This is a genomic window from Streptomyces venezuelae (assembly GCF_008642355.1).
Lineage (GTDB): Bacteria > Actinomycetota > Actinomycetes > Streptomycetales > Streptomycetaceae > Streptomyces > Streptomyces venezuelae_B.
Genome location: NZ_CP029193.1, coordinates 5,537,605 through 5,548,119, shown reverse-complemented (window position 1 = coordinate 5,548,119; position 10,515 = coordinate 5,537,605). Strand labels below are relative to the sequence as shown.

Genomic DNA, 10,515 nt, shown 5'->3' with positions numbered 1-10,515 from the left:
CGAGTATCTGTTTCGGACCCGGGTACGGACTTCGGCCAGAGGACGGTGCTCGTCGGCCGGGCTTAGGGGCAGGTACGAGCTGCGGAACCTGGACTTTCGGCCAGGTTCCGTGCCCCGTACGACGACGGGGGTGCCCGCACGGCCGGACCGTGCGGGCACCCCCGCCTTCATGTACTTCCGGGCCGCCCCTACATCGCGGGCGCCAGGGCGATCAGCTGTGCCCGGGAAGCCACATGGGCCTTCGCGAGCACATTCGAGACATGGAATTTGATCGTCTTCTCACTCAGGCCGAGCCGCCGGGCGATCTCTTTGTTCGCGAGCCCCCTGCGCACCAGTTGCAGCACCTCGGACTCGCGGGAGGTGAGCGGCGCATGCGTGGGCACCGCCGAGAGGTGGCGCGGGGCCATGGCCCGGGTGAGCTTGAGCAGTGCCCCGCTCAGGCCGGGCGATACGTAGCCGCTGCCGTCGACCGCCTTGCGGACGGCCACGACGAGGTCCTCCACGGGGTCGTAGCAGTGCACCAGCGCACCCACGTCCACCTGCGTGAGGCCGATCCAGCGGGTGGCCGAATCCGTGTCCCCGACGACGACCAGAGCGGCGTCGAGACCGGCGAGTTCCCGGGCGTGGCCGAGGTGCAGTTGCCCGTCGAGCACCACGGCATCCGGATCATACAATTCCGCCGCGGAAAGGAGCTCCGAGAGTTCGGCGACCTCGGCGACGACGGACAGTGCGGGATCCTTTTCCAGCGATCTTCGGATTCCGAGACGCGCATAGGGATGCGGGTCGCAGATGATGACTCGTGATTTGATTCCCCGGTCCAACTTGAAGACCCCCCGTTGATCGGGCCTTCTTTTCGTTGCGCATATTTCACCCACCGAAAAAGAACGCACCGGCCTATTTAGATTTTTTTGAGCGCCGTACTGGTCCAAGGACCAGGGACGGCGCGGGCGCAGCCCGTCAGGACGACGCGGGCACGCGCTCCTCGATCTCGATCGCGCCGACCGGGCACATCTGTGCGGCCGTCTCGACCAGTTCGTACAGGTCCTGGGGCGGCTCCGCGATCTGCAGCAGCACGAGCCCCTCCTTCTCGTCCTGGTCGAACACTTCCGAGACCGTCGCCACGCAGTTGCCCGCGCCCGCGCACAGCTCCCTGTCCACCGTGATCCGCATCGTCATCCCGTCACCACGTCACGGGGAGCTCGGCCACACCGAACGTCACGGCCATGGGGCGCTGCGGGACGTCGGCGAGGGAGAGTTCGGAGCGCAGCTCCGGGAAGCGGCGGGCCAGTTCGACGAGGGCCACGCGCAGCTCGGCGCGGGCCAGCGGCTGGCCGATGCACTGGTGGAGGCCGAAGCCGAACGCCATGTGGCGGTGGGCCTCGCGTCGCTGCGGGTCGAACAGGTCCGGGTCGGAGAAGACCGACTGGTCGCGGTTGGACATCGCGAGCATCGCGACGACGCCTTCACCGGCGCGGATCCGCTGCCCGCCGATCTCGGCGTCCTCCATGGCCAGGCGCGGCAGCCCGGTGCGTACGACGGTGAGGTAGCGCAGGAGTTCCTCGACCATGCCCGGCGCCAGCGACGGGTCCTCGCGCAGCGCTTCGAGGTGCTCGGGGTGCTGCAGGAGCACCAGTGCCGAGAGGCCGATCATGTTCGCGGTGGTCTCGTGACCCGCCACGAGCAGGAGCATGGCCAGGCTGACGAGTTCGTCCTTGCGCAGCTCGCCGGTGTCCACGCGCTCCAGGGTGAGCCGGCTGAGGAGGTCCTCGCCGGGGTTCTCGCGCTTGGCCTCGACGAGGTCGCCGAGGAGGCCCGCGAGGGCGCCGAGGGCCGCCTCGACCTCCGCGGGTCCCGACTTCCTGTCCATGATCACGCGACTGTGGTCCTGGAAGAAGTCGTGGTCGGCGTACGGGACGCCGAGGAGGTGGCAGATCGTCATCGACGGCACGGGGAGCGCGAACTCCGCCATCAGGTCGGCGGGCGCGCCGAGCTTCTCCATCCGGTCCAGCGCCTCGACGACCGTCTCCTCGATGAGCGGTTCGATCCGCCGGATGTTCTTGATCATGAACTCGGCGGTCAGCATCTTGCGGAACCGGCTGTGCGCTTCGCCGTCCATGAAGATGAACAGGCCCGACGCGTCGTCCTGCTTCGGCGGAATCGGGTTGAGCACCGGGAACCCGGGCTTGTACTGATCGGAGCTGAAGCCCGGGTGCCGCAGCAGCTGCCGCACGTCCTCGTGGCGGGTGACGAGCCACGCCCATCCCCCGAACGGAAGCTTCACCTTCCCCACAGGCCTTTCGAGCCGTTCCAGGTCAGCCCCCGTGACCGGGACGAACGGATTGTCGTCCGGCCCGATGAACGGGTATGCCGGCAGGCCGGCAATGTCTGTCTCGGCCACGTCCACGTCCCCCATGTTTTTCCTGCACCTCGCACGACTCGCATCCGAAAGAGGAATTCAGCCTAACAAGGGGGTTGGCTCAAACAAGGCGGTTTACCGGAATACATTTTGCCGTGATCGAGGTCACACGATAAATGCAATTCCGCATCAGCCGCGCTGGATTACGGCAATAGTCTCGCTAGAATCCGGCTCGAAACGCTCTCGGCGACACTTGACATTTGTTCCGTGAGATAGAAATGCCCGCCCTGACGTGTCTCCATTTCGAAACCGCCGTCCGTGTGGTCGGCCCAGGCACGCGCCTCGTCCGGCGTGACGCGGCCGTCGTCGGCACCGACGATCACGTGGACGGGCGCCGAGAGCCGGGGGCTCGGGACGTAGCGGTAGGTTTCGGCCGCCTTGTAGTCGCTGCGGATCGCGGGCAGCGCCCTGCGCAGCAGTTCCTCGTCCTCGAAGACCCGGGCGTCGGTGCCGCTGAGCGACCGCAGTTCGTCGATCAGGCCGCGGTCGTCGCGCAGGTGGACGGGCGACGGGTCGGCGCGCAGCCGGGACGGCGCGCGCCGCCCGGAGGCGAACACGGCCAGCGGCGGCGACCCCGCGCGCTCCAGGCGTACGGCCAGTTCGTAACCGACCATCGCACCCATGCTGTGCCCGAAGAGCGCGAGCGGCCGGTCGGCCCACGGCAGCACCTCGTCGACCAGCGCGTCGGCGAGGCCCGTCACGGAGTCCACGCACGGCTCGTGCCAGCGGTCCTGCCGCCCCGGGTACTGCACGGTCAGTACGTCGATGTCGGGCCCGAACGCGCGGGCGAACGGAAGGTAGAACGAAGCGGAGCCGCCGGCGTGCGGCAGGCACAGCAGCCTGGCGCGCGCCTCGTCGGCCGGCCGGTACCGGCGGATCCAGGCACTGCTCCCGGCGGTCTTCGCGGTCATCCCCACGTCCCCTTCGCGGTCAGGCCGCCGCGCGGAACGTGAAGCGCACGGAGGTGAGTTCCTCCGACAGGTCCCACAGCTTGCGGCCGCTCTCCGCGTCCGCGGCGCGGGGCGCGAGCTCCACCGTCTTGGGCGCGCCGCGCAGTTCGGCCATGCCGTCGGGGCCGATGAACCGGCCGCCCGTCACGCTCGGGTCCGTCGCCGCGAACAGCGTCGGCAGCGCACCCTGGTCCGGGGTCTGGGCGAGAGGCAGCAGCAGCCGTCCGAACAGGAACTTCACCATGCCCGCGGGTGAACTCGTCTGGAGGTTGGTCGAGGTGTAGCCGGGGTGGGCCAGCAGGCTGCGCACGCGGCTGCCCGCCGCGGTCAGCTTCTGGTGGAGCTGCCAGCCGAAGACGGCGTTCGCGAGCTTCGACTGGTTGTAATGGCCCATCGGCGAATACTTGCGCTCGCCGTTGATGTCGTCGAAGAAGAGGTCGGCCTGGCGGTGGTTGGGCGAGCTCACGGTCACCACGCGGGGGTCGTCCCCGGCCTCCAGGAGGTCGAGCAGCAGCCCGGTGAGCGCGAAGTGGCCGAGGTGGTTGGCGGCGAACTGCACCTCGTGGCCCTGAGGGCTGAGGAGACGCTTCGGCGGCGCCATCAGGCCGGCGTTGTTCACGAGCACGTCGAGGCGCGCGTGGTCCGCGTGCAGCTTGTCGGAGAAGGCGCGGACGGAGTCCAGGTCGGCCAGGTCGATCCGCCGCACCTCCAGTCGGGCGCCCGGGATCTCGGTGGTGAGCCGGTCGACCGCGGCCCGGCCCTTCGCCTCGTCGCGCACGGCGAGGATCACGTGCGCGCCCTTGCGCGCCAAGGCCCGGGTGGTCGCGAGCCCGATGCCGCTGTTGGCCCCGGTGACGACGACGACTCGGTTGCTCTGGTCAGGGATCTGCTCGGCGGTCCAGCCACGCTGATTACTCATACGACACAAGCTGCCCTACATGGCACTCGGTGTCAAGGCGTTCCCTCAATGCCTGTCGCTACTCTTGATGACGTTCAGGGCACGAAATGTACACTGAGGCAGTGAGTACCCACCCGGAAGTGAGCCTGGCCCAACGCAAGCGCCAACTCGTCTCGGACGAGCTGACGTCGGCCGCGCTGCGACTGCTGGCCCGCAGGGGGTTCGACGCGGTGACGGCCGACGAGATCGCGGCCGTCGCGGGGGTTTCCAAGCGGACCTTTTTCCGGTACTTCGCGTCCAAGGAGGACGTGGTGATCCACCTGCTCGCCGACGTGGGCACCGACATGCGGACGGAGCTGGCGTCCCGCCCGGTCGGCGAACCGCCGTCGGTCGCGCTGCGCCACACCGTCTGGGTCTCCGTGAACGCCTGCGCGGGGCCGGGGCAACAGGCCCTGCGCGTCACCCAGTTGATCCTCGAGAGCCCCGCCCTGCACGCCCGTTTCCTGGAGCGCCAGGCACAGTGGGGCGGCGAACTGGCCGAGGAACTCGCCCACCGTCTCGGCCTCGACCCGCGGACGGACCTCTATCCGCAACTGGCGGCCCGTATCGCCCTGTCCGCCTTCGGGGCCGTTCTGCAGAGATGGAGCGCCGGGGACGGCGCGGAGGACCCGGCCGCGCTGACGGACCGGGTCTTCGCCGTCATCGCACCGGCACTGGACGCGGTGCGCGGAGGATAGTCGTGCTCCGTGCGGTCAGGACGCCTCCGCGCCCCTGACCGACCGGCCTGCCAGCCGGCACCCGACGCAGTTCGCGTGCCCGGCACGCGCGGTCAAGTCCCGCGCCGAGAAACCCCGCTGGTCGAGGCCGCGCGGTATCGGCGGCTTGCCCCAGCCCGCCAGATGCAGGATCCAGGTGGCCAGCACCGCCACCACCAGGAGACCGACCCCCAGCCAGATCCCCGGGCGCCAGCCGACGACGCCCACACCTGCCGACACGGTCCCGAGCATCGCGATGAGGGAGCCCGTCCACCCCGCGACCGTGTGGCCCTCGTCGTGGAGTCCACTCACGTCCCTGCCTCCTTCTTGTACACGCCCGCACACGCACGCCGTAAGATGTCTTAGCGGGTGAGGAATTTATCTTAGACAGTAAGGGAGTTCAATGCAGGGAGAGCTGAGCGGGCATGGAGAGCGGGAGGAACAGGGGGCGCCACGTCCCGCCGCCACCGCCGCCGACGCCATCGGCGCGCTGGACGACCTCGTCGCCACGAACCTCGTCGGACGCCAGGAACTCGCCCGCAACCTGGACCTGAGCGTCAAGGACCTGGTCTGCTTCGCGCACGTCCTGGAGTCGGACGCCCCGGTCACCGCCGGCGACCTGGCCGCCCGCGCCCACGTCACGACGGGCGCCGTCACCGGCATCCTGAACCGTCTGGAGCGCGGCGGGTTCGTGGAGCGCAGACCCGACCCCACCGACCGGCGCCGGGTGCACGTCACCCCGGTCCCGGCCGCCGCGGAGCGGGTACAGGCCGTCTACGGCCCGTACGCGAAGCTGCTCACCGACCTCTGCGCGCGGTACTCGGCGGACGAGCTCGCGGTGATCACCGACTGGCTCACCGGCGCCGCGGCCCTCGCCCGCACCTACCTGGAGGACTCCTGCTGAGAGCCCGCGTCCTGACCCGCCACGCGGGCCGCCGCGGTCAGACCAGCGGGGCCAACGCCGCGCGCAGGTCCGCCGGTTCGCCGTACAACAGACCGGTCATGCCCAGCGCGACGGCGGCGTCCACGTTCTCCTGCCGGTCGTCCACGAAGAGGCAGCGGGCGGGGGCGACCCCGGCGCGCTCGGCGGCCGTCTCGTAGATGCGCCGGTCCGGCTTGGCGATGCCGAGGTCGGCGCTGCTGATCACGTCGTCGAGACAGCCGTCGGGACCGGTGAGACCGAGCAGGGCGAGGTCGTCGGCGAGCCACGGCGTCGCGTTCGTCACGAGCAGGACGCGCAGCCCCGCCGCACGCGCGCGCCGCAACAGCCCCACCACGGCGTCGTCGGCCCGGAACTTGGTCTCGGCGAGCGCCGTCCCGAGCTCGTGCCCGCGCGCCCACGGCACCCGGTCGGCGAGCCCGTCGGCGATCGACTCGATCCACCGCTCCCTGGTGATCTCGCCCCGCATCAGCGGCATGTCGGTCTCGGGCCGGAAGGCGATCTCGGCGGTGCTGCCCGCGGGCAGACCGGCCGAACGCTCCAACTCCTCCAGCTCCGCCATCTCGTAGAAGCGGATCACGCCGTCGAGGTCAGTCAGTACGGCGTCGAACGCCCGGCCGCGGCTCGTCATGCCCCGTGTCTATCACGCCCCCGGGAGCCCCCTGCCGCCTCCCTCCACACCCTCAGCGCAGGTGCCCTGCCGTGACGTCCGCGCCCCACGCCGCAAGCCGCTCCGCCACCGGCCCCGTCCCGTCCAGCACATTCCGCACGTAGGCGTCCCGCTCGTGCGCGAGCACCGCCGCCTCCCACACGCACGGCGCCAGACCGACCCTCCCGGGCCGCAACTCGTCCGGCCTGCCCGCGGGACCGAGGAACACCGCGAGGTCCGACATCGACGCCTCGACCCAGGTCTGCACGAGGACGTAGTCCCCGTCGCCACCCGCGTGCAGGATCAGCACGGCGAGACCGAGCGAGCCACGGGCCCTGCCCAGCTCCAGATGCGGCCCTGCGACGCGGAGCGCCGCCGCCTCCTCCCGTTCCGCGACGACCCGGCCCGGCGCCTCGATCGCGTACACCTTCACGAGGTGCCCGGCGATCTCACGCGTGCCCAACGGCCTTACGGCGCGGTCGTGGTGCGTCTCGGCGAGGGCGGTCAGCGCACGGACGTCGACGGCACCGGGCACGGGCCCCGAAGCAGCCTTCGAAGCAGCTTTCGGAACACCCTCGGACGTCACACCCAAAACCACGGACGTCTCACCCGAAACCGCACCGGAAGCCACCACCGGCGTCGGCTCCTGCCCGCCGATCCCCTTGAGTTCACTCATGCGCCCATCATCCCGCTTCGCCGAGCACCTCGCGGACCGCTGCCCGCACCCGGTCCTGGTCCTTGCGCACGGCTTCGTAGCGGGACCTGTTGCGCCGCAGTTCGGCCCGCTGCTTCTCGGCGGTCACCGCCCACCACACCCCCGTGACGTTCAGCCCGCGGTTGCACTCGACGTCGGCGACGGCCGTACCCAGCTCACGCTCCGTACGGTGCGTGCTGCCGTCGCCGAGCCCTTTGCGCCACGCCTTGTCCGTGAACGCCCGCGCAGGGCTCGCGTACCGCTTGAAACCCCTGTCCTCGACACAGCGCGACCAGTCACGGAACGCCCGCCGGACCCGCCCGTCCGCCGCGACGGCCTTGTCGATCTCCGCCGTGCGCCGGAAAACGTACTCCACGCCGGGCGCCGGGGCGGCCTTCGCCGCCCCGATGCGCCGCTCCGCCTCCTCAGAGCAGCCGCCCTTCGGGACCTTCCGCCCGTTCACGGCCGAGCCGCCGCTCTCTCCCGCCTCGGGTCCGTCCAGCACCCGGCGCTCCCGCTCTGTCACCTTCCGTCCCTTGGGCAGGAACTCCGCTCTCTGCTCCTCGGCACGGTCGGGGTCGAAGCCGTAGCCCCAGCGGCGGGCCCGCTCGAGGTCGAGCGTCCCGTACGGGGTCACAGCGATCGCCGTCGACTCGAAGGAGGACGACATCTGGACCCACGTGTCGGGGTCGAGCGGGAAGTCATCGAACCCGAAGTCCCGCATGCACTGCCGCTGCAGCACATTGCGCGCCCTGTCCAGGCGCTTGCTGTCCGCGCCGCTGAGCTCGTATCGCGCGAGCGGCAGTTCGGGGATGTCGGCTTCGCTCTGCACGCGTGGTACGCCGGGCTCCCTCGCGTAACCGGGCGGCGCGATGTCGTCCCGCTCCGGGCCCGACGCGGCTCCACACCCCGTCGACACCACGCACACCAGGGCGAGTACACATAACCGCACCTTCATCAGGGGTCCCTCCCGGACGGCCGCGTAACCGCACCGGGGACCCTACTCGCAGGCTCCGCTAACTCCCGTCACCGGGCGGAGCGTGCCGCCTGCCGTGCCGTGAGCGTGAACGCCGCGCGCCCGCCCCCGGCTTCTCGTCCGTCTCGACGACACACGCCGCGCACTCCGCGTTCCGGCACGGCCCGGGACCCCACACGGGGACGAACACCCCGAGCACCTTGCGCCGCCTGATCGCCGTACCCACCGGCCCTCCGCATGCCCCGCAGACCGGCGCGTCCTGCGGGGCCGGGCCGGGACGTGGCCCTTCGCTGCCCATGCATCCAGGTTATTCCGGTCCGGGCGGCTGTGGCAGCCCTGCGACCAGCGCTTCCTCAGGCCCGCGGCTCACGCCACATCGGCCACATGGGCGGCCCGTCCGGCAGGTCGAGCGTCGTCCCCATGAAGGCGAAGCCGAGGCGCGCGTACAGGTCACGGCTGCGCGCGTTGCTGGCCTCCAGATAGGCGTGCAGACCGTCGCGGTCGCACCGGTCGAGCACCGCGGTGACGAGTGCCGTGCCGAGTCCTTCGCCCTGGCGGTCGGGGTGCACGGCTATGAGGTGCAGGTATTCGTGGGCGCGGTCGGCCGGATGGATCGCCTCGGTCAGCCGGCCGATCACCTCGACCCTTTCGTTGCCCGGATCGACGGCCCGACGCAACAGTGCGGGCCCGTCCTCCGTCTCCGCCTCGGTCGCACCACCGTCGCCCCCGCCCCCGTGCGGACCCGCCGGCACGGACCACCACAGCGCCACGGCCGCACCGTCCTCGGTGACGTCGACGTACCCCTCGTCCAGCGCGATGTCGAGGAAAGCGCCCATGAGGGCCCGATGCGTGCGCAGGCGGTGCCCCTCATCGGGGAAGACCCAACTGCTCACCGGGTCGTGCACCAACGCCGCGTCGAGCAGCCGGATCACGTCCTCCCGGTCGGCCGCCCCTGCTCTCCGGATCGCCACACCCACAGCCCGCCCCTGTCCGTTCGTCCGCTCACGACCGCGCGCCGACAGACCCCATGGGCTCCCTACCGTGCCCGCCCGCCTGCGCGCCGGTCGCAGCGTACGCGGTGACCCGTTCCGTGCGTACGTCGCGTTCAGTACGTACGTCGCGTCACGAACTCCGCGAGCGCCAGCAGGCCCCCGGCCGCCTCCGGGTCCGGCACCGCCACGGCGAGCTGCCCGATCGCGCGGGACATCCGGTCGGCGGCGTGCGCCTGCGCCCAGTCGCGGCCACCCGCCCGCTCCACGGCACGGGCCGCGCGCGCCGCGTGCTCGGCCGCGCCCGCCGCGCCGCCGGGTGGCGGACTGTCGTACAGCTCGGCGAGTTCGGCCGCGGCCGGTGTGCCCGACGCCAGGGCCGCGACGACGGGCAGGGACTTCTTGCGTGCGGCGAGGTCGGCGCCCGCCGGCTTGCCGGTGCGGTGGGGGTCGCCCCAGATGCCGATGACGTCGTCGATCAGCTGGAAGGCGAGGCCCGCCTCCCGGCCGAAACCGTCGAGCGAGTCGACGTCGTCGGGGTCCGCGCCCGCGTACACCGCCCCGAGCGCGCAGGCGCAGCCCAGCAGCGCCCCCGTCTTGGCCTCGGCCATGGCGAGGCACTCGTCGAGCGTGACCTCGTCCGGGCCGCGGCGCTCCAGGTCGCAGTCCGCGTGCTGGCCCGCGCAGAGCTCCATGACGCAGGTGGCGAGACGAGCGGCGGCGGCCGGGGCACCCGGGTGGGGGTCCTCGGCGAGCATGCGCTGCGCCAGCGCCTGCAGGGCGTCACCGGTGAGGATCGCGTCGGCGTCGCCGAACACGGTCCACGCGGTGGGCCGGTGCCTGCGCGTGGTGTCGCGGTCCATCACGTCGTCGTGCAGGAGCGTGAAGTTGTGGACCAGTTCCACGGCGGCGGCCGCCCGCACCGCCTCCGCGGGGTCCCCGCCGAGGGCCCGCGCCGCGGTGAGCACGAGCGCGGGCCTGATGGCCTTGCCCGTGCTCCCCGCGGTCCCCGCGGCCGGTGTGCCGTCGGCGTGCTCCCACCCGAAGTGGTAGAGCGCGACCCTGCGCAGGGAGCCGGGCAGCGTCTCGATCGCCCTGCGCAGCTCCGGGTGGACGAGCCCGCGGGCCGAGGCCAGGATGCCCGCGGCCTCGGGCCCCTCACCGGCCCCGTCCGGCCCACCGGGTTCCAGGATGTGCCCTTCCACGTGCACCGTGCCTGCCGTGTCCGTCGTCGTGTCCGTCATGGAC

The 10,515-nt window shown here is 71.4% G+C and carries 13 protein-coding genes; 2 read left to right on the top strand and 11 right to left on the bottom strand.

Annotated features, from left to right (window positions below):
* Positions 1–188: 188 nt before the first annotated feature.
* From DEJ47_RS25930 to DEJ47_RS25910, 5 genes are all read right to left on the bottom strand, one after another.
* Positions 189–821: a LuxR C-terminal-related transcriptional regulator gene (locus tag DEJ47_RS25930; RefSeq protein WP_150172141.1), complete on the bottom strand. Its 633-nt coding sequence runs from the start codon at positions 819–821 to the stop codon at positions 189–191.
* 136 nt (positions 822–957) lie between these two features.
* Entirely contained in the window at positions 958–1,176 is a 219-nt protein-coding gene (locus DEJ47_RS25925; protein WP_223828508.1) for a ferredoxin, read from the bottom strand.
* A gap of 4 nt (positions 1,177–1,180) precedes the next feature.
* Entirely contained in the window at positions 1,181–2,398 is a 1,218-nt protein-coding gene (locus tag DEJ47_RS25920; protein WP_223828507.1) for a cytochrome P450, read from the bottom strand.
* 161 nt (positions 2,399–2,559) lie between these two features.
* Complete coding sequence (locus DEJ47_RS25915) at positions 2,560–3,327, bottom strand: thioesterase II family protein (protein ID WP_150172136.1); 768 nt, start codon at positions 3,325–3,327, stop codon at positions 2,560–2,562.
* A 19-nt stretch (positions 3,328–3,346) separates the two neighbouring features.
* Positions 3,347–4,285 carry an oxidoreductase gene (locus DEJ47_RS25910; RefSeq protein WP_150172134.1) on the bottom strand — a complete coding sequence of 313 codons (939 nt, stop codon included), beginning with the start codon at positions 4,283–4,285 and terminating at the stop codon, positions 3,347–3,349.
* An 86-nt stretch (positions 4,286–4,371) separates the two neighbouring features.
* Here DEJ47_RS25910 and DEJ47_RS25905 point away from each other — a divergent pair, with 86 nt between their 5' ends.
* Positions 4,372–5,001 carry a TetR family transcriptional regulator gene (locus DEJ47_RS25905; RefSeq protein WP_150172132.1) on the top strand — a complete coding sequence of 210 codons (630 nt, stop codon included), beginning with the start codon at positions 4,372–4,374 and terminating at the stop codon, positions 4,999–5,001.
* 15 nt (positions 5,002–5,016) lie between these two features.
* Here the strand turns inward: DEJ47_RS25905 and DEJ47_RS25900 are convergent, their stop codons facing one another.
* Positions 5,017–5,331, bottom strand: a complete 315-nt coding sequence (locus DEJ47_RS25900) for an HGxxPAAW family protein (RefSeq protein ID WP_398334900.1) — start codon at positions 5,329–5,331, stop codon at positions 5,017–5,019.
* Between the two features lie 91 nt (positions 5,332–5,422).
* Between DEJ47_RS25900 and DEJ47_RS25895 the strand changes: the two genes are divergently transcribed.
* Positions 5,423–5,923 (top strand): MarR family winged helix-turn-helix transcriptional regulator, encoded by a 501-nt coding sequence (locus tag DEJ47_RS25895; protein ID WP_150172130.1) that lies wholly within the window; start codon positions 5,423–5,425, stop codon positions 5,921–5,923.
* A 37-nt stretch (positions 5,924–5,960) separates the two neighbouring features.
* Here DEJ47_RS25895 and DEJ47_RS25890 read toward each other — a convergent pair whose 3' ends face one another.
* From DEJ47_RS25890 to DEJ47_RS25865, 5 genes are all read right to left on the bottom strand, one after another.
* Complete coding sequence (locus DEJ47_RS25890; RefSeq protein WP_150172128.1) at positions 5,961–6,590, bottom strand: HAD-IA family hydrolase; 630 nt, start codon at positions 6,588–6,590, stop codon at positions 5,961–5,963.
* A 52-nt stretch (positions 6,591–6,642) separates the two neighbouring features.
* Positions 6,643–7,284: a hypothetical protein gene (locus tag DEJ47_RS25885; protein WP_150172126.1), complete on the bottom strand. Its 642-nt coding sequence runs from the start codon at positions 7,282–7,284 to the stop codon at positions 6,643–6,645.
* Between the two features lie 7 nt (positions 7,285–7,291).
* Positions 7,292–8,260 (bottom strand): hypothetical protein, encoded by a 969-nt coding sequence (locus DEJ47_RS25880; RefSeq protein WP_150172124.1) that lies wholly within the window; start codon positions 8,258–8,260, stop codon positions 7,292–7,294.
* A gap of 371 nt (positions 8,261–8,631) precedes the next feature.
* Complete coding sequence (locus DEJ47_RS25870) at positions 8,632–9,255, bottom strand: GNAT family N-acetyltransferase (protein ID WP_150172120.1); 624 nt, start codon at positions 9,253–9,255, stop codon at positions 8,632–8,634.
* A 128-nt stretch (positions 9,256–9,383) separates the two neighbouring features.
* Complete coding sequence (locus tag DEJ47_RS25865; protein ID WP_150172118.1) at positions 9,384–10,511, bottom strand: family 2 encapsulin nanocompartment cargo protein polyprenyl transferase; 1,128 nt, start codon at positions 10,509–10,511, stop codon at positions 9,384–9,386.
* Positions 10,512–10,515 lie beyond the last annotated feature (4 nt).

What these genes read in the sequence shown, in the direction of transcription:
- DEJ47_RS25925 (WP_223828508.1), bottom strand. Translation starts at nt 1,176, where the DNA reads ATGACGATGCGGATCACGGTGGACAGGGAGCTGTGCGCGGGCGCGGGC.
- DEJ47_RS25915 (WP_150172136.1), bottom strand. Translation starts at nt 3,327, where the DNA reads ATGACCGCGAAGACCGCCGGGAGCAGTGCCTGGATCCGCCGGTACCGG.
- DEJ47_RS25910 (WP_150172134.1), bottom strand. Translation starts at nt 4,285, where the DNA reads ATGAGTAATCAGCGTGGCTGGACCGCCGAGCAGATCCCTGACCAGAGC.
- DEJ47_RS25905 (WP_150172132.1), top strand. Translation starts at nt 4,372, where the DNA reads ATGTACACTGAGGCAGTGAGTACCCACCCGGAAGTGAGCCTGGCCCAA.
- DEJ47_RS25895 (WP_150172130.1), top strand. Translation starts at nt 5,423, where the DNA reads ATGCAGGGAGAGCTGAGCGGGCATGGAGAGCGGGAGGAACAGGGGGCG.
- DEJ47_RS25890 (WP_150172128.1), bottom strand. Translation starts at nt 6,590, where the DNA reads ATGACGAGCCGCGGCCGGGCGTTCGACGCCGTACTGACTGACCTCGAC.
- DEJ47_RS25885 (WP_150172126.1), bottom strand. Translation starts at nt 7,284, where the DNA reads ATGAGTGAACTCAAGGGGATCGGCGGGCAGGAGCCGACGCCGGTGGTG.
- DEJ47_RS25880 (WP_150172124.1), bottom strand. Translation starts at nt 8,260, where the DNA reads ATGAAGGTGCGGTTATGTGTACTCGCCCTGGTGTGCGTGGTGTCGACG.
- DEJ47_RS25865 (WP_150172118.1), bottom strand. Translation starts at nt 10,511, where the DNA reads ATGACGGACACGACGACGGACACGGCAGGCACGGTGCACGTGGAAGGG.